Here is a 24,284-nt window from a genome sequence, read left to right on the forward strand (position 1 = left end):
ATGACCTCCCGTCAACGCAAGAGTGCGCGCCCACTGGTTCTGTTACTGCTGGCCTTTGTGGTGCCGGTGGTTCTGGCCAAACTGGTATTGAGTCAGCATTGGTACCAGGAAGCTGCCACCAACCAAGGCACTTTGTTGCCTGGTGACACCAATTATGCCGACCTGGGTATGAACAACCCCAAACCCAAGCAATGGCAGGTACTTTATCTGCTTCCCGCCACATGTGACGATTTCTGCCGCGAGCGCCTGTATTTGTTACAGCAAAGCCACACCGCCCTTGGCAGGGATATGGACAGGGTTATCCCATTGATTTTGCTGAATACAGACAGTGATATCTCCGCTCTGAAAGACCGCACCTTTGCCACGGCACAAGCCAGCACAGCAATAAGCCAACTCTTGGCCGGACAGCAACTGCTGGTTGTCGACCCATTGGGCAATATGGTGATGCGTTACCCGGCACTCATCACGGCTGAAACTCAGCTGCAGCAGGGCAAAGCCTTGCTGGCGGATCTGCGCAAACTGCTGAAACTGTCGAGGGTGGGATAATGCTGCTGAAAAATGTATTGCGACTGACATTGGTGTTCACCCTGATGGTGATCTTCATGGGCGCTTACACCCGTTTGTCGGACGCGGGTCTTGGTTGCCCCGATTGGCCGGGCTGTTATGGTCACGTCAAGGTCCCCACAGCAGATCATGAATTGGCCAGGGTCGAATCGGCATTTCCCGGTATGACGGTCGAGCCCGCCAAGGCATGGTTGGAGATGATCCATCGCTATATCGCAGCGAGTTTGGGACTGCTGGTCATTGGGATCCTGGTCATGTGCCTGCGAAGTGACGACACGCCCAGGCGCCTGCCGCTGCTGATTTTGCTGCTGATCCTGTTTCAGGGAGCACTGGGCGCCTGGACAGTGACCATGAAGCTGATGCCCGTGGTGGTGATGGCGCATCTGCTCGGCGGTTTTACCCTGGCCTCGCTGTTGTTACTGCTGTATTTGCGCACCCGGCCGCTGCGGATCCCCGGCGGCGACAGCCGCATGCGGCAATTGGCTCCCTTCGCCCTGCTGTGCCTGGCAATTTTGGTGCTGCAAATTCTGCTCGGCGGCTGGACTTCATCCAACTACGCCGCTCTGGCCTGCACCAGTTTGCCCATCTGTGAAGGCGACTGGACCGGTAATCTGCAACTGGCAGATGCCTTTTCCCCCTTCCAGGGAGACCATCCCAGTTTTGAGTTCGGGGTGCTGGACTACCATACCCGCATGACGATTCATGTAGTGCACAGATTCGGCGCCATGGTGACGGCGCTGTTCCTCGGTGTTCTGGGTTGGCGCCTGTGGCGCCAGTCCAGAGCCTACCTGCTCAGGCAGGCTGGAGTGGTGCTGATGTTGCTGTTATTAGCGCAAGTGGCTCTCGGCGTGTCCAATGTCGTTTTACACCTGCCCTTGGCCATAGCTGTGGCCCACAACATGGGCGCGGCACTGCTGTTGTTAACCCTGGTGTTTATCAACTACGCCCTGTGGCGCAAAGCCTGATCAATAAGGAGAACAAGATGGCCAAATCCATACCCCTGGGAGCCCCGCAGGCATCAGTGAAACTGAATTGGCGGGCTTATCTTGAAATGACCAAGCCCAAGGTGGTGGCCCTGATGCTGCTTACCGTCTTGGTCGGCATGTGCCTGGCACTGCCCGGCGCAGTGCCTTTACAGCCTCTGCTTGCCGGCCTTGTCGGCGTTGCCATGATGGCCGGGGCAGCCGCGGCAATGAATCACCTTATCGATCGGCGTATTGATGCCCAAATGGCACGTACCTATAACAGGCCATTGCCCAAGGGCAAGGTGCCGGTGAGCCATGCCATCGCCTTTGCCGGCGGTTTGGCGGTGGGCGGTTTCGCCCTCTTGTATCTGGTGGTCAATGCCCTGACCGCCTGGCTAACCCTGGCGAGCCTGCTCGGTTATGCTCTGGTGTACACAGCCTATCTCAAGCGAGCCACACCGCAGAACATAGTCATTGGTGGCCTGGCGGGAGCCATGCCTCCCCTGCTGGGCTGGACCTCGGTCACCAACGAATTTCACGGCCATGGCCTGCTGTTGGTGATCATCATCTTCACCTGGACTCCGCCGCATTTCTGGGCCCTGGCCATTCATCGCCGCGCCGATTACGCCAAGGTGGATATTCCCATGTTGCCCGTGACCCACGGGGTCGAGTTCACCAAGACCTGCATATTTCTGTATACCCTGTTGCTGGCGGTTGCTTGCTTACTGCCGGTGCTGGTGGGTATGAGCGGTGTCATCTATCTGGTGGGTTCGACGCTGCTGAGCCTGGGCTTCATCTATAAAGCTTGGCAATTGAAGTACCATGAACAAGCCGGCACTGCCATGGGCGTATTTCGCTTCTCTATTTACCATCTGATGCTGCTGTTTATCCTACTGCTGGTTGATCACTACCTATAGGAGGCCAAATGGAAAAAAGATGGCTGGTCAGTGTGATACTGGCTATTGGTCTGGGCGGTCTGGCCTTGCTGGGACTCACAGGCAGCAAGGGCGCGGCACCGGAGCTGGAAACCGGTTTTGTATTTCCCGAGCCACGCACACTGTCCGATTTCAAACTGACGGATCAAAATGGCAGCGCCTTTACCCGGGAAGCACTGCAAGGAAAATGGAGCCTGGTGTTTGCCGGCTACACCTCTTGCCCCGATGTGTGTCCAACCACAATGGGTTTACTCAATGCCATTTATCCCACCCTGGTGGACAAGGCGCCCTTCCAGGTACTGTTTCTCTCGGTTGATCCCGAGCGTGACAGCACCGCCAAGCTCAAGGACTATATGGCGTTCTTCAATCCGGCCTTCAAAGGTTTGAGCGGCCCCCATGCCACCTTGCTCCCCTTGACCCGGGAGCTGGGCTTGGTCTATGCCATGGTAGGTGAAGGCAAAAACTACCAGGTTGATCACAGCGCCAGCCTGGTGTTGCTCTCCCCCGAGGGCCGCCGTCTGGCGGTTTTCAAACCCCAGGCCGGTAAAATCCTGAGCAGCAGTGCCCTGAGCGCCGACATCAGCAAACTCATGGCCTGGTACTGAATCCAGGCTCAGCCCGCCCCGCTCAACACGGGGCCTATTCAAAAAATTCCTTGCGTATTGCGGCAATACTGAAAATTGGCGTCTATCTTTTGTGAGAACAGTGGCGAAGGACCAGGCTCACAAGGAATATTCATGTCGGAAGACGCTATCAGCTTTGGCAGTGAACTGACCATACGCAATATCCAGGATGTCCACCATCTGCTCAGCGACAAATTACACCAGAATCACCCCCTGGTGCTGGATCTGTCCGGCCTTATCAAAGCAGATACCGCAGGTGCTCAGCTACTGTTCCTGACTTATCTCCATTGCCAACAACAAGCAATTCCCCTGCATTGGCTGGGTGCCAGCCCCGAGCTGGCAGGGCAATTGGCAGCCTTGGGAATATTGATTCCGGGACTCGGAAGCGAGCAGTGAAAGGACACAATCTATGAAAAAGATACTTGCCGTTGATGATTCAGCATCCATGCGCCAAATGGTCGGCTTTACCCTGAAAACTGCCGGCTTTGATGTGACAGAAGCCACCAATGGCGACGAGGCCCTCAAGGTGGCCCAAAGCAAAGATTTCGATCTGGTGATCTCCGACGTCAATATGCCCGTCATGGATGGCATTACCCTGATCCGCAATCTGCGCAATCTGCCCGCATACAAATTTACCCCGTTGCTGATGCTCACCACAGAATCCGGCGGTGACAAAAAGCAGGAAGGCCGTGCCGCCGGCGCCACAGGCTGGATAGTCAAACCCTTCAACCCCGAGCAATTGCTGGCCACGGTGCGAAAAGTGCTTGGATAATTTTTAGGGAGCTAGGCCAATATGGACATTGATCTGAGCCAATTCAGCCAGGTGTTCTTTGAGGAAAGCATTGAAGGACTGGCCGTCATGGAGTCCGAGCTGCTGAAACTCGATATAGCGGCGCCGGATCCCGAAACCATCAATACCATTTTCCGGGCGGCGCATTCTATCAAGGGCGGCAGCGCCACCTTTGGCTTTACTGCAGTGGCCAATTTCACCCACCTGCTGGAAACCCTGCTGGATCAGATCCGTGATGGTCAACGGCAAATGACCGCCGAACATGTGGATCTCTTGCTGGCGTCGGTGGATTTGCTGCGCGGCATGATAGATGCCCTGATGAACAAGGGCGACTATGACAATGACAAGGCCCAGCAACTGCAGCAGCGGCTAAGCAAATTGTTGGCTGAGGAAGCAAAAAGCCCAACAAAGCAAGTCGACGCCTGGCAGCCTGCAGATGAACAGCCAAATGGTTGGCAAATTGAATTTGTGGCCGGAGTCGACATTCTGCGCTGTGGCAACGATCCCCAGTTGATGTTCGCCGAATTGCGTGAAAAGGGCGAACTCAATGTCCGGCTGCAAGCTTCACAACTTCCCCCATGGCATGATTTTGATCCCGAGAGCTGTTATCTGAGTTGGCAATTGACGCTGCATGCCAATGTCCCCCTGGATGAGGTCAAGGAGGTATTTGAATGGGTGGAGGATGAATGTCAGATTCGTTATCAGCCCCTCTTTGACGCCGAACCGACCACTGAAGACCCTATTGTCGAAGACATGGCTGTCGACAAACCGCATGTCAAAGCCCCGGACTTAAAGTCCGTCCCGCAAAACAAGGGCAATGAAAGCAGCTCCATCCGAGTCAGCACAGAAAAAATCGACATGCTGATCAACATGGTGGGCGAACTGGTTATCACCCAGGCCATGCTGGGCCAAATAGGCCGTCAGGATGAGATAGGCCCCGAGTCCATGCTGCTGTTGCAACAGGGGCTGGAACAACTGGCATCACACACCCGGGATTTGCAGGAAAGCGTAATGCAGATCCGCATGCTGCCCATCAGTTTTGCCTTTAACCGCTTCCCCCGCCTGGTACGTGACATAGGCCAGCAACTGAACAAAAAGGTCGAGCTGGTACTCAAGGGGGAAGACACCGAGCTGGACAAGACGGTGCTGGAAAAAATTGTCGACCCCATGGTGCATCTGGTGCGCAACTCTCTGGATCATGGCCTGGAAAGCCCGGAAACCAGACGCAAGTTCGGCAAGGCCGAGACAGGTACCATCACACTCAATGCCTTTCATCAGGGCGGCAACATAGTCATAGAAATTACCGATGATGGTGCCGGCCTCAACACAGCCAAGATCCTGGCCAAGGCCCGTGAAAAAGGTCTGGTGGGCGCCGACGAAGAACTCAGCGATGAGGCGATTCACCAGCTGATATTCAAGCCGGGATTTTCCACCGCCGACGCAGTGTCAGACCTTTCCGGTCGCGGTGTGGGCATGGATGTGGTCAAACGCAATATCCATGAACTCAACGGCAGCATAGAACTGAGTTCCCAGCCGGGTAAGGGCAGCCGCATTACCATACGTTTGCCACTCACCCTGGCCATTCTCGACGGCCAACTGGTGCGCATAGGCCGGCACATCTATGTGGTGCCACTGGTTTCGATTTATGAGTCATTGCAGGTCGCGCCCAGCCGTATCAATCGTCTGAGCGAAGATCAGGAACTGATTCGGTTAAGGGACGAATACCTGCCCGTGGTTAAGGTGCATCAGGTGTTCAACCATGATGCCGAGGCCCGTGAAATCAAAGATGGCCTGGTGATGGTGGTCGACAACAGCAATGAAAAAGTGGGCCTCTTGGTGGATGAACTGTTGGCCCAGCAGCAAGTGGTGATCAAAAGCCTGGAGGATAACTACACCCGCATCCCCGGCATTTCGGGTGCCACCATACTGGGGGATGGCACGGTAGCGCTGATCATCGATGTTGCGGGTCTGGTGAATCTCGCCGGACTGCGCAATGGCAAAGAACATGCAGCATAAGGAACGCGGACTATGGCAGACATCACACTGGAGCAACAGACAGAGGCCAATCAACAGTACCTCAGTTTTGTCATGGCAGGGGAAGAATACGGGCTGGATATATTGTCGGTGCAGGAAATCCGCGGTTGGGAAGCCACAACCGTGCTGCCCAATGCCCCCGTTTATGTCAAAGGGGTCATTAACCTGCGCGGCACCATAGTGCCCATCATAGATTTACGGCAAAAGTTCGGTATCAAGACCCTGGAATACGGCGCAACCACAGTGGTGATAGTGGTCAAGGTTGCCCTGGAGCAAAGCCAGAAGGTGATTGGCATAGTGGTCGATGCCGTGTCCGACGTCTTCAGCATTGATCAGGACGAAATCCGCCAGGCCCCCGATTTTGGTGCCGAGACCGATCTTAAATTTATCAAGGGGTTGGCCAATGTGCAGGACAAGATGGTGATACTGCTGGAAATCAACCGCTTGCTTGGCAGCGACATGCTGCCGGACCCCGCCACCTTAAGCAACATTCTGAACTCACTGGATCTGCCTCAGGCCGCCAGTGCCTGAACCTACAAGAGAGGATCTAACATGGACGCAGGAATCAAACCCCTGATGGGCAATCATCCCCTGACGCTGGCAGGTGTATTCACACTGACAATTGCTTTGTTACTGGGCCTGTTCGGCCAGACGGGCAGCTATGTTGTCGCCACCCAGGCGCTGGCGCTGGCCTTGTTGCTGACTGGCATTGCCCGCCAGGGCCGCTGGCATACTCAAGTCCGCGAGGCTCTGGAGGCCATAGCCGACGCCCTGGACAGGGACAGCATAGGGCAACTGGATCAGTATGAGATCCCCGGCTGGGAAAGCTTCGGAGCCAGATTCAGGCAATGGTGGCAGGCACAGCAACAGCGCAAAGCCACCCTTAAGGCCCTGGATATCTGTCAGGCCAACGTGATGCTGGCAACCCCGGAAGGTGAAATTGTCTACTTCAACCAGTCACTGAAAAAGACCCTCACCGAAGCCGAAGAGGACATTCGTCAAGTGCTGCCGGATTTCAGCGTCTCGCACCTCAACGGCGCCAACATGGATGACTTCCATCGCAATCCTGCCCATCAGCGCAAATTGATAAGCTCTCTGAAGAGCGTCTATGCCACCCGCATCAAGGTCGGCAGCCGCACCTTCAGCCTGATAGCCTCCCCCGTGTTCGACGAGCAGCAACAACGCATCGCCACTGTGGTCGAATGGCAGGATCTCACCGAAAGCCTGGCCAAGCAGGAAGAGGCCGAAAAACTACAAAGGGAAACTACCCGCATCAAACAGGCCCTGGACGTGTGCCAGGCCAATGTGATGATGGCCGATGAAAATTACAACATCACTTACTTCAACAAGTCCCTGGTGGAGATGCTGACCAGCAATGAGAAGCAGCTGCAGCAATCCATCAGCCGCTTTGAGGTTGCCCGCCTGATGGGCGCCAACATAGATATTTTCCATCAACATCCTGAGCACCAGCGACAACTGCTGGATAAACTGACCAGCAGTTACCAAGCCAGGATCAAGGTGGCGGGGCTCACCTTCAACCTGATAGCCACGCCGGTATTCGACAATGGCAAACGCACGGGGACAGTGGTTGAGTGGCGCGATATGACGCAACAACTGCAACGGGAGGAGCGGGAGCAGCGCCTGGCGGAAGAAAATGCCCGCATCAGGCAAGCACTGGACAATGTGTCGTCCAATACCATGGTGGCCGACAATGACTGCAACATCATCTATCTCAATGGTGCGGTGCGGAACATGTTCAAAACCGCCCAAAAAGATATCAACCGGGATCTGCCCAATTTCAATGCCGATAGGCTCATAGGCCAGAACATAGACCTGTTTCACAAACATCCGGCCCACCAACGCAACATTCTCGGCGGCCTCAGTTCGACCTACGACAGCCAGCTCAAGGTGGGTGGCCGCACCTTCAGGATCATCGCCAACCCCATTCACGACGCCAACGGCCAGCGAATTGGCACTGTGGTTGAATGGTCCGACAGAACCGCCGAAGTGGCCATAGAGCACGAGATTGACGGCATAATCGCGGCCGCCAGTGCCGGCGATCTGAGCCAGCGCATCGCCACCGAAGATAAGGCCGGCTTTTTCCTCAACCTGTCCAAGGGACTCAACAGCCTGGTGACCATAGCCGACAACGTGATATCCGATGTGGCCGATGTGCTCGACGGCCTGGCCAAGGGGGATCTGACCCGCAAGATCCAGGGGGACTACCAGGGGCAATTCGGCAAGCTGAAAACAGACGCCAACGCCACAGTCACCCGCCTGACCGAAGTTTTGATGGGGATCAGCGAATCGGCCAATACCGTCACCTCGGGTGCCGAGGAAATCGCCCAGGGCAACACGGATCTCAGCCAGCGTACCGAAGAGCAAGCGGCCTCACTGGAAGAAACCGCCTCCAGCATGGAACAGATGACCGCGACCGTGAAGCAAAGCGCCGAAAATGCCACCCTGGCCAACAAGCTGGCCCAGGAGGCCAGTAACAAGGCCAACCACGGCGGCAAGGTGGTCAAGCAAGCCGTGTCGGCCATGGAAGCCATCAATGACTCCAGCAAACGCATCGCCGATATCATTAGCGTCATAGATGAAATCGCCTTCCAGACCAACCTGTTGGCGCTCAATGCCGCGGTGGAAGCCGCCCGCGCCGGTGAGCAGGGCCGCGGTTTTGCCGTGGTGGCCGGTGAAGTACGCAACCTGGCCCAGCGCAGTGCCGGTGCCGCAAAGGAAATCAAGGAATTGATCCGCGACAGCGTGAACAAGGTCAACGACGGCACCTCGCTGGTGAATCAATCCGGCTCGACCCTGCAGGAAATAGTCCAGGCCGTATCCAAGGTGGCCGATATGATAAGCCAGATAAGCATAGCCGCCGAGCAGCAGGCTTCCGGGATCCAGGAAGTTAACAAGGCCGTCGCCCAAATGGATGAAATGACCCAACAAAACGCAGCCCTGGTGGAGGAGGTGTCCGCCGCCGGTGATGCCATGGCCGAGCAGGCCCGCAATATGAAACGTCAGCTGGGCTTTTTCAGAACCGCGGAGCATGCCGCCGCGCCACTGGCGCTGGTATCCGGCGATAAGCGTCCGGTGGCCAGTTTCAAGGCTAGCAAGGAGGAATGGCACGAATTCTAAACCGGCTCGGCAAATGACGGAGGGCAGGCATCTTGGTGTTTACATCAGAAAAGGAATTTCCGATGACCACGGCCAACTTCAATTTTATCAGGGAGTTGGCCTACGGTCAGACGGGCATAGTGTTGCCGGAGCGCAAAAAACACATGGTCTATTCCCGCCTGTGCCGGCGATTACGTTTGTTGGGCCTGAGGAATTTTGACCAGTATTGCGCGCTGCTGCAGACCGAGGAAGCCGAGTTGGGGCAGTTTATTAATGCCCTGACCACCAATCTGACGTCTTTTTTTCGGGAAAGACATCACTTTCAATACCTTGAAAATCACTTAATGCCCCTGTGGCAAAAACGCAGCAGCAAGCGTTTAAGGATCTGGTCTTCGGCCTGCTCCTCCGGTGAAGAGCCCTACAGCATAGCCATGACCCTGGCGCGCCATTTCAATCGCGGCGGTTGGGATTTGAAGATCCTGGCCACGGACGTGGACACCAATGTGCTGACCCGGGCCGAGGCTGGCCTGTATCCGGCCGAAGTGCTCGATAGCCTGTCCGAGTCGTTCCGGGAGGAATATTTCAGTCTCCAGCAACACCAGTACCGCATTCACAATGACATCCAAAAGCTGGTTTACTTTCGGCAACTGAATTTGCTGGAATCCTGGCCCATGCAGGGCCCCTTTGACGCCATCTTTTGTCGCAATGTGCTGATTTACTTCGATCAGGATACAAAGCGAAAGATCATCAGCAAGTTCAGAAAGCTGCTCAGCGATGACGGCTTCCTTTTCATTGGTCATTCGGAAACCCTGACCCAGATTTCCGATGAGTTTGAGCTGATTGGCCAAACCATCTACAAACCCAGGTTGGCACAATGCGCACAGCCGCAGCTCAGGAGTGCCAGATGATTAAAGTACTGGTGGTGGACGACTCGCCGCTGGTACAGCAGCTGCTCAGCCATATGCTGTCCCAGGCCGAAGACATACAGGTGGTCGGCTGTGCCGGCGATCCCTATGAGGCCAGGGAAATGATCAAGGCCCTGTCACCCCACGTGCTGACCCTGGACGTGGAAATGCCCAAAATGGATGGCATAGCCTTTCTGCGCAACCTGATGAAACTCAGACCCATGCCTGTGGTGATGATCTCCACCCTGACAGAGAAAGGTGCCGCCATCACGTTGGAAGCGCTGGCATTGGGTGCGGTGGACTATATCTGCAAACCCAAGCACGACCTCAGCACTACCCTGTTGGAATACCAGGAAGAATTGTTGGAAAAGGTACGCCTGGCGGCATCAAGCCGGGTTCACCCACCCAGCCCACCACCCCAAATCCCCACCGCACCCGAGGGCAAACTCAAAAATCGGCTGGTAGCCATAGGGGCGTCCACCGGTGGCACCGAGGCCATTCAACGACTGGTGACGCCGCTGCCGGAAAGCTTTCCGCCGATACTGATAGCCCAGCACATACCAGCGGCCTTCAGCGCCTCCTTTGCCCGTCGACTGGACAGTTATGCCCGGATGACGGTTATCGAATCCCAGGGAGGCGAAATAGTTAAACCCGGCATGGTCTATATTGCCCCGGGCCATGCCCACCTGGTGGTCGAACGCCGCGGGGGTCATATGTTCACCGCCCTGCGGGATACGGATCCCGTCAATCGCCACAAGCCCTCGGTGGATGTGCTGTTCGACAGCGTGGCCGAAATCGGGGCCAAGTCGGCCATCGGCGTGTTGCTGACGGGTATGGGCCGGGACGGCGCCAGGGGCCTGATGAATGTGCGCCAACAGGGCGGTTACACCCTGGCCCAGGATGAGGCCAGTTGCGTGGTCTGGGGTATGCCGGGGGCGGCGGTGGAACTGGGGGCAGCCTGTGAGCAGGTGCATCTGGACCGCATGGCGGGCCGCTTGTTGCAACTGCTCAAGTCCGACTAGCCGTGGTCAATCAGGGCTCTTGCGGCCACTCGCCGTTGTCCATGGGGCGAACCCAGGCCTGGGAAAACCAATAATAACCACTGTGACTGCGACTGGGTGCGGTGCAATTGTAGCGCGAGCGTCCGGGGGGCAGATCCCTGGCGGCCTGAATACGCATCCGCTGACCATCCAGCCATTCGGGCTTTTGTGGACCCTGACCCGAGACATAACACATCATCTGCAGCGGATTGAAATCCTGGGTATCCAGGGTCAATTCCAGCAGGGGACGACGCTCGTCCACAGCCAATTGGGGATCGCTGCGGTTCTGCTTAAGCACGGGCATATTAAGGCTGCTCAACTTGGTCTTCAGCTCCCCCAGTTCTCCATAGCGCCCGCCCACGGGAAAACGCGGCAAGGCGGTCATGGATGAATACTTGCCGGCGGCACCCGACTGTTGACCAAAGCCGACAAAACCTTGCTTTTCCAGCCATAACTGTAAGTCCGCATTGTATTCACCATAGGGATAGGCGAACAGTTTCAAACTCTTGCCGCTGATTTTCTCGATTTCGGCCTCGGTGTTAAGAATATTGGTTTCCATACGCGCCAACCAGGCTGCGGTACCTTCCCCCGGCAAGCGGCGGATCAGGTGCTCGTGGCCATAGCTGTGATTGGCCAGATCCACCCCCGAGGCCGCCAGGCGCTTGAGTGTTTCGCGACTCATCATGCCACCAAAGCCCTTGTCCATGGGTTCGATGGCGACAAACAGGGTGTAGGGGAATCCGTATTGTTTTAGTATGGGGTCCGCATTGTCGGCTATGTTCTGGTAACCATCGTCAAAGGTGATGGCGACCGTTTTGGGCGGCAGTACCGTGCCCTCCCTTATGGCTTCGACCAGGCGACTCAGGGGCACCACCTTGAAGTCATTGGCGGCCAAATAGGCCATATGCTCGGCAAACTGCGCCACTGACACGCTGGTGGCCGCCGGAGTATTGTCGGCAACATGATGGTACTGCAGGATCACGGCGGCCCGCGCCGGGATGGACAACAACAGCAGCAGGACAGCAGTAAAGCAAGACCGCAACATGAATAGTAACCTTCTGAATATGATGAATATATCTTCCCTGTGGCGGGACAGCACCAAACATAAGGCGCTATTTGCCCTGGCATTGCCCATGATGCTGTCCAATATCACAGTTCCCTTGCTGGGCTTGGTGGATACGGCCGTCATTGGCCATTTGAGCGACGCCTATTATTTGGGAGCCGTGGCCTTTGGGTCAATGGTGATCACCCTGATTGTCTGGCTGCTCGGTTTTTTACGCATGGCCACCACGGGCCTGGTAGCTCAGGCCTGGGGCGCGAACAACCATAAAGCCCAGGCCCAAACCCTGTGGCAGGGTCTGGTGCTGGCGGCCCTGCTGGGACTTGGGATCCTGCTGTTGCAATCCCCCCTGTGGCAGCTGGCACTCTGGTGCGCGGACGCCAGTCCCGAGGTCAGCCATTTTGGCAGTCAGTACTTTGCCATTCGTATCTGGTCGCAACCCCTGGCACTGGCCAATCTGGTGATGCTCGGTTGGTTATTGGGCCGAGGTCGCTCCAAGGCCGCCATGTGGCAGCTGATAGTCTCCAACCTCGCCAATATAGCCCTGGATCTGTTGTTTGTACTGGGATTCCATTGGGGCATAAGCGGCGCGGCCCTGGCCTCGGTGCTGGCGGACCTGTTTGCCTTTTTGCTATTGGCCGTCCTCACCCGCAGGGAATTGCTGGCCATCAACAGCCTCGCCCTCCCCAACTGGCATAGCCTGCAGCAGGGTATGGGCCAGCTGCTGCGGCTGAATCGGGATATTTTTATCCGCAGCCTGTGCCTGCAGGCCGCTTTCGCTTTTATGACCTTCAAGGGTGCGGGGTTGGGTGATGTGCAGCTGGCGGCCAATGCCGTGCTCTTGAACCTTTTGATGTTGATTGCTTATGCCCTGGATGGTATCGCCTACTACGCCGAAGTGCAGACGGGCAACGCCATAGGCCGACGTGACAATGCTGGTCTGCAGCAAGGTGTGGTGCTGGCCTTCTTTTGGTCAGCCGTGTTTGCCCTGCTGTTTTCTCTCACCTTTCTGCTGCTGGGCCCCTGGATGATAGCCCTGCTGACGGATATCACCGAGGTCAGAACCGAGGCCAATCGGCTGCTACCCTGGTTGATTGGCCTGCCCCTGCTGGCATTCGGCTGCTTCCTGTTTGATGGCGTCTATATCGGCGCCTCCAAGGGGCGGGTGATGCGCAACGGCATGCTGTTCGCCTGCGCCGGAGTATTTTTCCCCATCTGGTGGTTAAGTCAGGATTGGGGCAATGGGGCGCTGTGGCTGGCCCTGAGTGCCTTTATGTTGGCCCGCAGCCTGAGCCTGGGCGGGCATTATTTGCTGACCCGCCACAGCTTCGAACGGGCATAAAAAAACGCGGCCAAGGCCGCGTTTTCAATGGAGTTCATTCTTACTGGTAAGAGTGATCGCCGTGTTGGTGATCTGTCACGTCGCGTACACCGGACAGTTCGCCGGGGAACAGGTCCAGCAGTTGTTTCTCAATACCATCCTTGAGGGTCACGTCCACCATGGAACAACCGTTACAGCCACCGCCAAATTGCAGCACGGCCACACCCTCAGGGGTGATTTCCACCAGCATGACATTACCGCCATGGCTGGCCAGTTGAGGATTGATCTCTGATTGGATCACATACTCAATACGCTCAACCAGGGGAGCATCACCGGCCACCTTGCGCATCTTGGCATTGGGAGCCTTGAGAGTCAGCTGTGAACCCAGCTGATCGCTGACGAAATCTATACTGGCATCCTCGAGGAAGGGCGCGCTCTTTTCATCCACCATGGCGTTGAAACCATTGAACTCCAGTTCAATATCATCATCTTCCACTGCATCGGGAGGGCAGTAGGACACACCGCACTCGGCATGGGCCGTGCCGGGGCTGATAACGAATACGCGGATATTGGTGCCTTCTGGCTGATCGGCCAGCAACTTCACAAAGTGCGCCTGGGCGGCTTCGGAAATGGTAATCATGTAGAGCTTGCTCCCGGCAGGATAAACCTGAGTGAATTACTAAGAATTAGGCTTATCATACTCCCCTTGCCCGCCGGAGTGTAGTCCCAAGGCCCCGGAGCCGGGGCAAAAAGTCCCCAACAGCCGCGTCGCATTGGGTAGCGCCGGACATAGCGGTTGGCATACACCATCCCAAGCTGTTAATTTAAAAGCCATTACAAATACAAAAATAGAAATTCGCCATGAATTCAAGCCTGTTTCGTCGCGTCCTGCTGCTCTGTGGTCTGTTGCTGCCCTTGGGTTTAGTAGCGGCTCAGGACAAAACTGACTCCCTGGAAGCCTATTTGGGCTACCCCCTGGGCTCCTGGCATCTGCGCCACGACCAGATTAACGGCTACCTCAAGCAGTTGGCTGCCAACAGCGACAGGGTGTCACTGGAAAGCACCGGCTTCAGCCATGAGCACAGGGAGCAGCTGACCGCGGTCATCACCTCACCCACCAACCAGGCCAGGTTGGCGCAGATCCTCGCCAATCGCAGTCGGGTCAAACAAGGAACGGCGGAGCAGGATCTGTTGATAATCTGGTTGGCCTATTCCATCCATGGCGACGAGGCCAGTGGGGCCCACGCTGCCCTGGCGCTGGCCCAGCAACTGGCGCAAAGCCGGGAGCAATGGGTACAGGAGCTGCTAACCCAGGCGGTGGTGCTGATTACACCCACCCAGAATCCGGATGGCTTCGATCGTTTCTCCACCTGGGCCAACGGCAATGCCGGACTCAATCCGGTCAGCGACGAGGAGCACAGGGAGCATATGCAGGCCTGGCCCGGTGGGCGTTACAATCATTTCCTGGCCGATCTTAACCGTGATTGGCTGTTCCTGCGCCAACCCGAAACCCGTGGCCGGATAGCCCTGTTCCACAAGTGGCAACCCCATCTGGTGTGCGACTTCCACGAAATGGGCCACAACCAGAGCTATTTCTTCCAACCCGGGGTACCGGAACGCACCCATCCCCTGACCTCGAAACGCAATCAGGAACTGACCGATAAGCTGGCCAATTTCCACCGCCGGGCTTTGGACGGCCGTAAACAGCCTTATTTCAGCCGCCAGTCCTTCGATGATTTTTTCTATGGCAAGGGCTCCACCTACCCCGACATCAACGGCGCCGTGGGCATGCTGTTTGAACAGGCCAGTGCCCGAGGCCAGATACAGGATTCAAATTTCGGCCCCGTCAGCCTGCAACAGGCCATTGGCAATCACCTGACGACCTCCGTCTCCAGCCTGCAGGGCGCCCTCGCGCTGAAAGCCGAGCTGCTCGATTACCAACGCGCCTTCTACCGCGGCAAACGCAATCTGGGGCGCAGCGGCAAACTCCTGTCGACCCGGGGTGACGGCGCCGCCAGGGATGACCTTGCCACACTGCTCAGGCAACATCAGGTGCAATACTCATACCTGCGCCAGGACATCAGGGAAGACAAAAAGGTCTTCCGCGCCATGGACAGCCTGTTTGTTCCCGACGAGCAACCTCAGTCGGCGCTGCTGGCTGCGCTGTTCGATCAGCGTACCGAATTTGCCGATGCCACCTTCTACGATGTGTCGGCCTGGGACCTGGCTTCGGCCTACAACCTGGCAGTTGAAAACGACTTTCGTCCCGAGTGGGAACAGCTGAGCGAGTTGCCGCTGTTGCCCCCCAGGTTCGAACCAAGCGACGCCGCCGTCGCCCTGCTGCTGGACTGGCGTCAGGGCAACGCCGCAGCGGCGCTGGCAAAATTACAGGCCAGGGGCGTCAGAGTGAGAGTCGCCTCCAAACCCTTCACCCAGAGACAGTCGGGTCGCAACCGGGAATATGGCCCGGGCACCCTGCTGATACTGCTGCAACAACCGGGATTTGAAGCCGGTGAAATACAGGCCCTGACGCAGCAACTGGCGCACCAATTTGGACTGCCACTGGAGCAGAGCCTCTCGGCCCAGGCCATGGTCGGCGCCGATCTCGGCAGCGATGACTTTTATCCGCTCACCCCCATCAAACCTCTGCTGGTGAGTGGCCGTGGCAGTGAACCCACAGAAGTGGGCGAACTCTGGCAATACCTGGACACCCGGATTGGCATCCCCACGCCCCTGGTGGACAGCGATCGTCTGGAGAAGGTCAGCCTGGAAAACTACAGCCATCTGCTGCTCGCCGACGGTGACTATATGCATCTGGATGAGGATGTTGGCCGCAAACTGGCCAACTTTGTCAACGCCGGCGGAGTCATCATTGCCCAGAAGGGTGCCCTGATCTGGCTTAAGAAACGTAACCTGCTGCGCACCGATGTCAGGGAGGATCGCTTCTTCCTGCAGCAGTTCAGCACCGCGGAACTGAGCTGGGAAGACAGGGAAAGCTTCAAGGCTCGCCAGGCCATTGGTGGCGCCATCCTTGAGTGGCAACTCGATCCCCTGCACCCCTTGAGCTGGGGCCTTGGCAGCGCCAGCCTTCCTGTGATGAAAAATCAGGTGCTGGGACTGGCGGACAGCAGCGATCCCTTTGTGGAAGCCGCCCATTACCGGGATCCGCCGCTGCGCAACGGTTTCCTGGCTCCCGAGTATGGCCGCGCCTTTGGCGGCACCACGACCATGGTGGCCGAACCCCGGGGCAAAGGTGCCGTGGTCGCCCTGGCCGATAATCTCATGTTCCGCAATGTCTGGCTTGGCGCCGAGCGTGTCTATGCCAATGCCTTGTTTTTCCTGCCCGTGGCCCTGGGCAATTAATCGGACAGCACCTCTGACAACAGGCCCGGCGCTTCGGCCCGGGCCAAACACCAGACCTGTACCGCCACACCTGAGCCCCGAAACAAGGCGGCGATTTCCCGCGCCGTGGCTCCCGTGGTCACCACATCATCCACCAGGGCAATGCGCTGCCAGGGGCAAGGCCGGTTCAAACTGAAAGCATTTGCCAGGTTGCGCCTGCGGGCCTTGCCATCAAGTCCTTCCTGGGGCCGGGTATCCAGGCAACGACTCACCAGACTATCGTCCAGGGGCAAGCCACTGTAGCGGGCCAGTTCGGCGGCAATCAGCCAGGCTTGGTTAAAACCCCGGCTGCGTTGCCGCTTGGGATGCAAGGGCACGGGCACCAACACCTGGGGCAATTGGATCAGCCCAAGCAGGCTCAATCTGTGGGCCCTTTGCCACAGAAGCTGACACAACACCGCCAGGGGAGCCAGTTGCTGCCTGTGCTTGATGGCAGCAATCACACTGCCCAGGCCATGGTGATAGCTGGCAGGTGCCACCACGGCCAGGGTATCAAGCCTTTGACAGCTGCCACAGAAGCCGGATTCCTGCAGCAAACCACGACCGCAACCCAGGCATACGGGTCCCTGATAGAGGGTGCTGGCGAGACAGGTATCGCACAACCCGGTATGTTCGGCCGGGATAGACAGATGACAGAGCAGACAACGGTTGGGTAAACTAGCGCTGAGCCAGGCGCCCAGCCGCCGCAGTGTATCTAATTTCATGTTTCTTCCCTGAACCCCGAGAGGCCGCAGTGCAAGCTTCCCTTCATAGCGACATTTTTGGCGATGGTCCGCCGCTGGTATTGCTCCATGGCTGGGGCATGAACGGTAAGGTGTTTTCGCCCCTGCAACAGGCCTTGTCCAAGTATAAGGTGCACTGTGTCGATCTGCCGGGCTTTGGTTTGAGCCCCGCCATAAAAGGTGATCTCGATGCCTGGGTCGATGCCCTGATGGCCATGGCGCCCGCCGATGCCGTGTGGGCCGGTTGGTCTCTGGGTGGCCTGGTCGCCACCCGGGCGGCACAAAGGCACCCGCAGCGACTGGCGGGCCTTATCACCATTGCCAGCTCACCCTGCTTTATGGCCAGGGAGCAGGAAGCCTGGCCCGGCATAGCGCCCAAGGTATTGGCACAGTTTGAAGCGGAATTGCAGCAGGATCTGCCCCGCACCATTGAAAGGTTCCTGGCCATCCAGGCCATGGGCAGCGACAGCGCCAGGGAAGACATCAAACGCATTAAGGAACTGGTATTATCGCGGCCATTACCCCAGGCTTCGGCGTTGGCCCAGGGCCTGAGCATGTTGGAGCAGGTTGATCTCAGACCGGGACTGGCCACCATGGACCTGCCCTGGCTGCGGATCTGGGGCCGCCTCGACGGCCTGGTGCCCAGAAGGATGATGGGCCAGCTGCCTTCAAATTCCATCACCGAAGACAAGATTCTGGCCAAGGCGTCACACGCCCCGTTTATCTCCCACGGCGATGAATTTGTGCTCTGTGTAACCGATTGGCTCGACAGACTTTATTCCGGCAAAGAAAGCGGCTAATATTTAACCAGAATTCTTAGCAGGACGCCTTCCTATGCTGCTTGTCAGTCACTACCCCCAGGTTCCGCTCGCGACATCCAATGCCGCGACCGACGCCGCTCGGGTAGACAGTCAGCTGCGTCCTCCCATCATCCCCCCAAGCGAAACCACCAAGGGCCATGAAGAGCGTGCCTTTAACCCGCAACATGAGCGCACCGCAGATGAGCCCCAGATCCAGTCACGGCTGCAGCAGCGGGTCGAGGAAAGGCAGCAACAACATCAGGGCTCGCAACAGGAACAGCAGCAGCGCCAAGCCGGTGAACAGCAGCAAAACCGCCAGGCGCCACCACGGTCGCTGAAAATACCGGCCAAACAACATGCGGCCCTGTCACGCAAAGACATCAAGGTGCGCAGCGAAACCCGCAGCCCCCAGCCCAAGGCCAATCAGGGCACCAGCCCCCAGGCCGGTATGCCGGAGCAGTTCTACCGCGCCATTGCCGCCCATGTAAGCGAGTTCTACGCCGGGCGCACCGCTCCGGAGGAAGAGCCGGCGCTGTCGGCCTGGATCTGAACTGCCATAAAAGTAAAAACGCAGCCGAGGCTGCGTTTTTTCATACCCTTTAGGTATCAGGACTTTTTCAGCTTGGCGAAGGCATCGGCAAAGGCATTGCCCATGGCGGCGTTGGCCGGTTGCGGCTTGCTGCCCTGGCGTTGACCGCCTTTTGGCTGGCCACCACGCGGGTTGGGCTGCCCCCCCTTGTGCTGTTGTGGCTTGGCGCTCTTGACCTCGGGCTTCTCGTCGAGGCGCATGGTCAGGCCGATACGCTTGCGCTCCACATCCACTTCCATCACCTTGACCTTGACCACGTCACCGGCCTTGACCACTGTGTGGGGATCGCTGACAAACTTGTCCGCCAGGGACGAAATATGCACCAGACCATCCTGGTGCACACCTATGTCCACAAAGGCGCCGAAGTTGGTGACATTGGTGACCACGCCTTCAAGGATCATCTCAGGCTTAAGATCGCGGATTTCATGGACCCCGTCCTTGAACTGGGCGGTCTTGAACTCACCCCGGGGATCGCGACCCGGCTTATCCAACTCCCGCAAAATGTCGGTGATGGTCGGCAAACCGAATTCCTCGGTAACAAAATCCTTGGGATTGATGCCACGGATAAGCTCGGTGTTACCTATCAGGCTGTCGATGGCCAGGGACTTGGCGGCGGCAATGCGCTGCACCAGGGAATAGGTCTCGGGGTGTACCGCCGAGGCATCGAGTGGGTTATCCCCATCCCGGATCCGCAGGAAGCCGGCGGCCTGTTCAAAGGCCTTGGGGCCAAGGCGCGGCACCTTGAGCAATTCCTTGCGGTTTTTAAACTGACCGTGCTCATCACGGTAATCCACCAGATTCTTGGCCAGGGTCTTGTTGAGACCGGACACCTGACTGAGCAGTGGCACCGAGGCCATGTTGAGATCGACGCCGACGCTGTTTACACAATCTTCCACCACCGCTTCCAGGGAGTGCGACAGCAGACTCTGACTGACATCGTGCTGATACTGACCCACGCCGATGGACTTGGGCTCAATCTTCACCAACTCGGCCAGAGGATCCTGCAGGCGCCGGGCGATGGACACGGCACCGCGAATGGACACGTCGAGATCCGGGAATTCATTGGCCGCCAGCTCAGAGGCCGAATACACGGACGCACCGGCCTCGCTGACCATGACCTTGGTCAGGCCCGGATGGGTGTCGCGCAGGCTGGCGATAAGCTCGCCCGCCAGCTTATCGGTTTCACGGGAGGCGGTGCCGTTACCCACGGCAATCAGTTCCACCTTGTACATGGTCACCAGGTTCGCCAATGTGCGCAGCGACTTGTCCCACTGGTTTTGGGGCTCATGGGGGAACACTGTGGTGTGGGCCACCAGTTTGCCTGTGTCGTTGACCACGGCCACCTTAACCCCGGTGCGCAGCCCGGGATCCAGCCCCAGGGTGGCCTTGGAACCTGCAGGCGCCGCCATCAGCAGATCGCCGAGGTTGCGGGCGAATACCTTGATGGCATCCAACTCAGCCACTTCGCGCATCCGCGATACAAATTCGGTTTCCATTTGCAGCGAAATCTTGATGCGCCAGGTGGCGGTCACCACAGACTTGAGCCACATATCCACGGCGCAGCTGCCAAGTTTAAGCCCAAGATGATCGGCAATAATGACTTCGCAATAACTGCCGCTGCCGGGCTCGGCTCCGGGATCGGCATTCATCGACAGGCTGAGTATGCCCTCGTTGCGGCCCCGCAGCATGGCCAGCGCCCTGTGTGACGGTACCTTGGCCATGGGCTCGCTGTGCTCAAAATAATCTCGGAACTTGGCACCTTCCTTTTCCTTGCCCGTCATCACCCGGCTCTCGATCACCGCGCTGTGTTCCAGCTGCTCACGCACCTTGCGCAGCAGTTCGGCATCTTCGGCAAAACGCTCCATCAGGATATAACGGGCACCATCAAGCACGGCGCGGGCATCGGCAAATCCGGCCTCGGCCTGGATAAAGGCGGCGGCTTCGGCTTCGGGATCGACAGCGACGTCGCCCCGGGCGGCCAGCAGTTTATCGGCCAGAGGTTCAAGACCGGCTTCAATGGCAATCTGGCCCTTGGTGCGACGCTTGGGCTTGTAGGGCAGATACAGATCTTCAAGACGGGTCTTGTTGTCGGCGGCATTGATGGCGGCCTTAAGTTCAGGGGTCAACTTGCCCTGGGCCTCAATGGAGGACAGGATCACCTGGCGGCGATCGGCCAGCTCACGCAAATAGCCCAGGCGACTGAACAGGTTACGCAACTGGGTGTCATCCAGGCCACCGGTCACTTCTTTACGGTAACGGGCGATAAAGGGCACTGTGGCGCCTTCATCCAGCAGGGCTATGGTGGCATTGACCTGTTGCTCGCGAACACTCAGTTCGTCGGCAATAATCCGCGCTATATCAGACATAATCAGTTAAAAATTCCATTGCAAATGCGTTGGCCCAAAGATACCACAGCCAGGGAGACCGGGCATGCCTGGGCGGTGAAAACCGGGCTTTTCGACGAAAAACTTCCCCCGGCCGGTTCAATCTTCCGGTTCGAAGGCTTGGTAACGGATGCAGTTAATAAACCATTCCTTGCGCCCCGACGGGGTCTGGACGCTGATTTCATCGTCCACCTGCTTGCCTATCAGCGCCCGCGCCATGGGGGAGTCTATGGTGATGTAACCCTTCTCGGTGTCGATTTCATCCTTGCCAACGATACGATAGCGCACCACAGTGCCCTCGTCGTTTTCCAGCTCCACCCAGGCACCGAAGAACACCTTGCCTTCCTGCTGCGGGGAATAGTCCACTATCTTGAGTTCTTCCAGACGTTTGAGCAGGTAACGTACCCGGCTGTCTATCTGGCGCAGCAATCGCTTGTTATAGGTGTAGTCGGCATTTTCCGAGCGATCGCCCTGGGCGGCTGCTTCCTGTACCTTGAGGGTGATCTCGGGGCGGTATTCCTTCCAAAGATACTTGAGCTCTTTGTCCAGAGTTTCCCAGCCCTTACGGGTAATGAGATGGGCTTTTTTTGTCATGGGGCAGCAGAATTCTGAATTGATTCGCAATGCCTGAGGTTATACCAGAGCCGGGGATGGGATCAAAGCCGCCGGCTTATGCTTGGTTACAATTTACCGTTTCAGAGTCAGGATCACTGCCTTTCCAATAAAATTCACTATAATTCATTGTGTTGTATCCGGCTTTCAGCTGGAGCAAGCCCGGGATGCAAACAGGCGTCAAATGCGCCACTCTGGTCAGGCGCAGATAATTGCGGCTATAGTAACGCTTTCAATATCAGCCAGTTGTTCAGGTTTTACCGGCCCCCGGCCGGACACAAGGATTTGCCATGGGACAAGAAACCTCGAAAATTCTCGTTGTCGATGATGATATGCGCCTGCGGGCCCTGCTGGAGCGTTATCTGGTCGAGCAAGGTTATCAGGTGCGCAGCGCCGCCAATGCGGAGCAGATGGACCGTCTGTTGGAAAGGGAGAATTTTCATCTGCTGGTGCTGGATCTGATGTTGCCCGGCGAAGATGGCCTGTCCATCTGCCGCCGCCTGCGTCAGCAGGAAAATCCCATCCCCATTGTCATGCTGACCGCCAAGGGTGACGAGGTGGACAGGATCATAGGCCTGGAACTCGGTGCCGATGACTACCTGCCCAAACCCTTCAATCCGCGGGAACTGCTGGCGCGGATCAAGGCCGTAATGCGGCGTCAAACCACGGAAATCCCCGGCGCTCCGGCGCAACAGGAAGAGGAAATCGCCTTCGGCGAATTCAGGCTCAATCTGGCAACCCGCGAGATGTACCATGGCGATGAGGCCATTTCCCTCACCAGCGGTGAATTTGCGGTACTCAAGGTGCTGGTCACCCACCCCAGGGAACCCCTGTCACGGGATAAGCTGATGAACCTGGCCCGGGGCCGGGATTACTCGGCGCTGGAGCGTTCCATCGATGTGCAGGTATCACGCCTGCGACGTCTGATAGAGAAAGATCCTGCCAATCCCCGCTATATCCAGACCGTTTGGGGCCTTGGCTATGTGTTTGTGCCCGATGGCACGGCGCGGCGCTGAGCCGGAGCAGTAGATGAATCACTCCTGGTGGCAGCGCCTGCTGCCCCGCAGTGCCTTCAGCCAGACAGTGATGCTGATTGGCTGTTTGTTGCTGATAAACCAATTGGTGTCTTACGTTTCGGTCGCCCTCTACGTGATCAAACCCAGCTATCAGCAAATTAACCAGCTGATTGCCCGCCAGGTCAGTTTTCTGTTTGCCGACGGCATAGAGTTGGGCCGCGAACACCTGACGGTTGTCGATGCCCTCAATGCCAAGGTCAAAGACGACAGCATGAAGGTGTATAACCAGAAGCAGGCCCGGGAAGCCGGGGTCGAGCAGGCAACCTACTATGGTCTGCTGTCAAACCAGATGTCCGACTATCTGGGCGGCAAGGCCGAGGTGCGCATTACCCAGGGCGAGACGCTGCAAATTTGGATCCGGCCGCCCCAGGCCCCCGCCCTGTGGATCCGGGTACCACTGACCGGCTTCAACGAGATGGCGCTGTCTCCCCTGACTTTGTATCTGATGGTGATCGGCGCCCTGAGTGTGGCCGGTGGCTGGTTATTTGCCCGCAAGCAAAACAAACCCCTGAAGGCCCTGCAACAGGCCGCCATGGCGGTATCGAGGGGGGATTTTCCGGAGCCGCTGGCCCTGCGCGGCTCAAGCGAAATTGTTGAAGTGACCAATGCCTTCAACCAGATGTCCCACAGCATGAAGCAATTGGAGCAGGACAGGGCCTTGCTGATGGCCGGTATTTCCCACGACCTGCGCACCCCTTTGACCCGGATCCGACTTGCATCTGAGATGATGGTCGATGAAGACGCCTACCTGAAGGACGGCATTGTGGCCGACATTGAGGACATGGACGCCATCATCAACCAATTTATCGCTTATATCCGCCAGGATCAGGAAGCGGTGCGGGAGCTTATACCCCTAAACCCTTTAATCCAGGAGTTGGCCCAGGCCGAGTCGAAACGCGACGGCACCATAGAGCTGGCACTGACCGACTGCCCGGAGATCCCCATGCAGGCCATTGCCATCAAACGGGTCTTGGGAAATCTGGTGGAAAACGCCTTTCGCTACGGCAATGGTTGGGTGCGGATTTCTTCCCTGTTCGACGGTCGCCGGGTCGGCTTTGCGGTGGAAGATAATGGCCCCGGCATTCCCGAGCAGCAGATCCCCAAGTTGTTTCAACCTTTCACCCAGGGCGACAGCGCCCGTGGCAGCGTCGGCTCCGGTCTGGGACTGGCCATCATCAAGCGCATAGTGGACAGGCACCAGGGCAGGGTCAGCCTGAGTAACAGGCCGGAAGGCGGCCTGCGGGCCGAGGTTTGGCTGCCACTGGAATGACAATCTAGTCGTCATCAATCTGTCATCTTAACGTCATATGCTGGCGCCGACTCAGGCACTTTGACTACGGCGTAA

General features: G+C 57.4%; 22 protein-coding genes. 17 read left to right on the top strand and 5 right to left on the bottom strand.

What is annotated here, in order from left to right; translation table 11 throughout:
- From JYB85_RS18170 to JYB85_RS18220, 11 genes are all read left to right on the top strand, one after another.
- Positions 1-546 carry a hypothetical protein gene (locus JYB85_RS18170; RefSeq protein WP_207380412.1) on the top strand — a complete coding sequence of 182 codons (546 nt, stop codon included), beginning with the start codon at positions 1-3 and terminating at the stop codon, positions 544-546.
- Positions 546-1,529, top strand: coding sequence for a COX15/CtaA family protein (locus JYB85_RS18175; protein ID WP_207380413.1), 984 nt, complete (start codon positions 546-548; stop codon positions 1,527-1,529). The genes JYB85_RS18170 and JYB85_RS18175 overlap by 1 nt, the downstream gene beginning before the upstream one ends.
- 17 nt (positions 1,530-1,546) lie before the next feature.
- Entirely contained in the window at positions 1,547-2,446 is a 900-nt protein-coding gene (gene cyoE, locus JYB85_RS18180) for a heme o synthase (protein WP_207380414.1), read from the top strand.
- A gap of 8 nt (positions 2,447-2,454) precedes the next feature.
- The gene (locus tag JYB85_RS18185; RefSeq protein WP_207324971.1) at positions 2,455-3,069 is read left to right on the top strand and encodes an SCO family protein; all 615 of its coding nucleotides are present in this window, start codon (positions 2,455-2,457) and stop codon (positions 3,067-3,069) included.
- Positions 3,070-3,201: 132 nt separating this feature from the next.
- Positions 3,202-3,483: an STAS domain-containing protein gene (locus JYB85_RS18190; protein WP_207380415.1), complete on the top strand. Its 282-nt coding sequence runs from the start codon at positions 3,202-3,204 to the stop codon at positions 3,481-3,483.
- A 13-nt stretch (positions 3,484-3,496) separates the two neighbouring features.
- Entirely contained in the window at positions 3,497-3,859 is a 363-nt protein-coding gene (locus tag JYB85_RS18195) for a response regulator (RefSeq protein ID WP_207380416.1), read from the top strand.
- 21 nt (positions 3,860-3,880) lie between these two features.
- On the top strand, positions 3,881-5,893 hold the full coding sequence (locus JYB85_RS18200) for a chemotaxis protein CheA (protein ID WP_207380417.1): 2,013 nt from the start codon (positions 3,881-3,883) through the stop codon (positions 5,891-5,893).
- Positions 5,894-5,905: 12 nt separating this feature from the next.
- Complete coding sequence (locus tag JYB85_RS18205) at positions 5,906-6,442, top strand: chemotaxis protein CheW (RefSeq protein WP_207321320.1); 537 nt, start codon at positions 5,906-5,908, stop codon at positions 6,440-6,442.
- A gap of 21 nt (positions 6,443-6,463) precedes the next feature.
- Positions 6,464-9,049, top strand: coding sequence for a methyl-accepting chemotaxis protein (locus JYB85_RS18210; RefSeq protein ID WP_207380418.1), 2,586 nt, complete (start codon positions 6,464-6,466; stop codon positions 9,047-9,049).
- A 62-nt stretch (positions 9,050-9,111) separates the two neighbouring features.
- Positions 9,112-9,936: a CheR family methyltransferase gene (locus JYB85_RS18215; RefSeq protein WP_207382135.1), complete on the top strand. Its 825-nt coding sequence runs from the start codon at positions 9,112-9,114 to the stop codon at positions 9,934-9,936.
- Entirely contained in the window at positions 9,933-10,955 is a 1,023-nt protein-coding gene (locus tag JYB85_RS18220; RefSeq protein ID WP_207380419.1) for a protein-glutamate methylesterase/protein-glutamine glutaminase, read from the top strand. Before JYB85_RS18215 ends, JYB85_RS18220 begins: the two co-directional genes overlap by 4 nt.
- A 10-nt stretch (positions 10,956-10,965) precedes the next feature.
- Here the strand turns inward: JYB85_RS18220 and JYB85_RS18225 are convergent, their stop codons facing one another.
- Complete coding sequence (locus JYB85_RS18225) at positions 10,966-12,018, bottom strand: polysaccharide deacetylase family protein (protein WP_207380420.1); 1,053 nt, start codon at positions 12,016-12,018, stop codon at positions 10,966-10,968.
- A 19-nt stretch (positions 12,019-12,037) separates the two neighbouring features.
- Between JYB85_RS18225 and JYB85_RS18230 the strand changes: the two genes are divergently transcribed.
- On the top strand, positions 12,038-13,375 hold the full coding sequence (locus JYB85_RS18230; protein WP_407695904.1) for an MATE family efflux transporter: 1,338 nt from the start codon (positions 12,038-12,040) through the stop codon (positions 13,373-13,375).
- 40 nt (positions 13,376-13,415) lie between these two features.
- On the opposite strand, the gene nfuA is transcribed toward JYB85_RS18230, so the two are convergent.
- Positions 13,416-13,994 carry a Fe-S biogenesis protein NfuA gene (nfuA, locus tag JYB85_RS18235; protein WP_207380421.1) on the bottom strand — a complete coding sequence of 193 codons (579 nt, stop codon included), beginning with the start codon at positions 13,992-13,994 and terminating at the stop codon, positions 13,416-13,418.
- 221 nt (positions 13,995-14,215) lie between these two features.
- Here nfuA and JYB85_RS18240 point away from each other — a divergent pair, with 221 nt between their 5' ends.
- Positions 14,216-16,717: a M14 family zinc carboxypeptidase gene (locus tag JYB85_RS18240; RefSeq protein WP_207380422.1), complete on the top strand. Its 2,502-nt coding sequence runs from the start codon at positions 14,216-14,218 to the stop codon at positions 16,715-16,717.
- Here JYB85_RS18240 and JYB85_RS18245 read toward each other — a convergent pair.
- Positions 16,714-17,460, bottom strand: coding sequence for a ComF family protein (locus tag JYB85_RS18245; RefSeq protein ID WP_228730160.1), 747 nt, complete (start codon positions 17,458-17,460; stop codon positions 16,714-16,716). The two genes, JYB85_RS18240 and JYB85_RS18245, sit on opposite strands and share 4 nt — an antisense overlap.
- Positions 17,461-17,489: 29 nt before the next feature.
- Here JYB85_RS18245 and bioH point away from each other — a divergent pair, with 29 nt between their 5' ends.
- Positions 17,490-18,278, top strand: coding sequence for a pimeloyl-ACP methyl ester esterase BioH (bioH, locus tag JYB85_RS18250; protein ID WP_207380423.1), 789 nt, complete (start codon positions 17,490-17,492; stop codon positions 18,276-18,278).
- 34 nt (positions 18,279-18,312) lie between these two features.
- Positions 18,313-18,828: a hypothetical protein gene (locus JYB85_RS18255; protein ID WP_207380424.1), complete on the top strand. Its 516-nt coding sequence runs from the start codon at positions 18,313-18,315 to the stop codon at positions 18,826-18,828.
- A gap of 56 nt (positions 18,829-18,884) precedes the next feature.
- Here JYB85_RS18255 and JYB85_RS18260 read toward each other — a convergent pair whose 3' ends face one another.
- Together JYB85_RS18260 and greB are read right to left on the bottom strand one after the other, a co-directional pair.
- Positions 18,885-21,233: a Tex family protein gene (locus tag JYB85_RS18260; protein WP_207380425.1), complete on the bottom strand. Its 2,349-nt coding sequence runs from the start codon at positions 21,231-21,233 to the stop codon at positions 18,885-18,887.
- 117 nt (positions 21,234-21,350) lie between these two features.
- The gene (gene greB, locus JYB85_RS18265; RefSeq protein ID WP_207380426.1) at positions 21,351-21,845 is read right to left on the bottom strand and encodes a transcription elongation factor GreB; all 495 of its coding nucleotides are present in this window, start codon (positions 21,843-21,845) and stop codon (positions 21,351-21,353) included.
- Between the two features lie 308 nt (positions 21,846-22,153).
- Between greB and ompR the strand changes: the two genes are divergently transcribed.
- Positions 22,154-22,879 (top strand): osmolarity response regulator transcription factor OmpR, encoded by a 726-nt coding sequence (gene ompR, locus JYB85_RS18270; protein WP_207321332.1) that lies wholly within the window; start codon positions 22,154-22,156, stop codon positions 22,877-22,879.
- A 13-nt stretch (positions 22,880-22,892) separates the two neighbouring features.
- A complete protein-coding gene (envZ, locus tag JYB85_RS18275; protein WP_207380427.1) occupies positions 22,893-24,209 on the top strand; it encodes a two-component system sensor histidine kinase EnvZ in 1,317 nt (438 codons plus the stop codon).
- The last annotated feature ends 75 nt before the right edge of the window (positions 24,210-24,284 follow it).

This window comes from Shewanella sedimentimangrovi (assembly GCF_017354965.1).
Taxonomy (GTDB): domain Bacteria; phylum Pseudomonadota; class Gammaproteobacteria; order Enterobacterales; family Shewanellaceae; genus Shewanella; species Shewanella cyperi.

What these genes read in the sequence shown, in the direction of transcription:
- JYB85_RS18200 (WP_207380417.1), top strand. Translation starts at nt 3,881, where the DNA reads ATGGACATTGATCTGAGCCAATTCAGCCAGGTGTTCTTTGAGGAAAGC.
- JYB85_RS18230 (WP_407695904.1), top strand. Translation starts at nt 12,038, where the DNA reads ATGATGAATATATCTTCCCTGTGGCGGGACAGCACCAAACATAAGGCG.
- JYB85_RS18195 (WP_207380416.1), top strand. Translation starts at nt 3,497, where the DNA reads ATGAAAAAGATACTTGCCGTTGATGATTCAGCATCCATGCGCCAAATG.
- JYB85_RS18215 (WP_207382135.1), top strand. Translation starts at nt 9,112, where the DNA reads ATGACCACGGCCAACTTCAATTTTATCAGGGAGTTGGCCTACGGTCAG.
- cyoE (WP_207380414.1), top strand. Translation starts at nt 1,547, where the DNA reads ATGGCCAAATCCATACCCCTGGGAGCCCCGCAGGCATCAGTGAAACTG.
- JYB85_RS18240 (WP_207380422.1), top strand. Translation starts at nt 14,216, where the DNA reads ATGAATTCAAGCCTGTTTCGTCGCGTCCTGCTGCTCTGTGGTCTGTTG.
- ompR (WP_207321332.1), top strand. Translation starts at nt 22,154, where the DNA reads ATGGGACAAGAAACCTCGAAAATTCTCGTTGTCGATGATGATATGCGC.
- JYB85_RS18225 (WP_207380420.1), bottom strand. Translation starts at nt 12,018, where the DNA reads ATGTTGCGGTCTTGCTTTACTGCTGTCCTGCTGCTGTTGTTGTCCATC.
- JYB85_RS18170 (WP_207380412.1), top strand. Translation starts at nt 1, where the DNA reads ATGACCTCCCGTCAACGCAAGAGTGCGCGCCCACTGGTTCTGTTACTG.
- envZ (WP_207380427.1), top strand. Translation starts at nt 22,893, where the DNA reads ATGAATCACTCCTGGTGGCAGCGCCTGCTGCCCCGCAGTGCCTTCAGC.
- JYB85_RS18260 (WP_207380425.1), bottom strand. Translation starts at nt 21,233, where the DNA reads ATGTCTGATATAGCGCGGATTATTGCCGACGAACTGAGTGTTCGCGAG.
- JYB85_RS18210 (WP_207380418.1), top strand. Translation starts at nt 6,464, where the DNA reads ATGGACGCAGGAATCAAACCCCTGATGGGCAATCATCCCCTGACGCTG.
- JYB85_RS18255 (WP_207380424.1), top strand. Translation starts at nt 18,313, where the DNA reads ATGCTGCTTGTCAGTCACTACCCCCAGGTTCCGCTCGCGACATCCAAT.
- JYB85_RS18205 (WP_207321320.1), top strand. Translation starts at nt 5,906, where the DNA reads ATGGCAGACATCACACTGGAGCAACAGACAGAGGCCAATCAACAGTAC.
- greB (WP_207380426.1), bottom strand. Translation starts at nt 21,845, where the DNA reads ATGACAAAAAAAGCCCATCTCATTACCCGTAAGGGCTGGGAAACTCTG.
- JYB85_RS18220 (WP_207380419.1), top strand. Translation starts at nt 9,933, where the DNA reads ATGATTAAAGTACTGGTGGTGGACGACTCGCCGCTGGTACAGCAGCTG.
- JYB85_RS18190 (WP_207380415.1), top strand. Translation starts at nt 3,202, where the DNA reads ATGTCGGAAGACGCTATCAGCTTTGGCAGTGAACTGACCATACGCAAT.
- JYB85_RS18245 (WP_228730160.1), bottom strand. Translation starts at nt 17,460, where the DNA reads ATGAAATTAGATACACTGCGGCGGCTGGGCGCCTGGCTCAGCGCTAGT.
- nfuA (WP_207380421.1), bottom strand. Translation starts at nt 13,994, where the DNA reads ATGATTACCATTTCCGAAGCCGCCCAGGCGCACTTTGTGAAGTTGCTG.
- JYB85_RS18185 (WP_207324971.1), top strand. Translation starts at nt 2,455, where the DNA reads ATGGAAAAAAGATGGCTGGTCAGTGTGATACTGGCTATTGGTCTGGGC.
- JYB85_RS18175 (WP_207380413.1), top strand. Translation starts at nt 546, where the DNA reads ATGCTGCTGAAAAATGTATTGCGACTGACATTGGTGTTCACCCTGATG.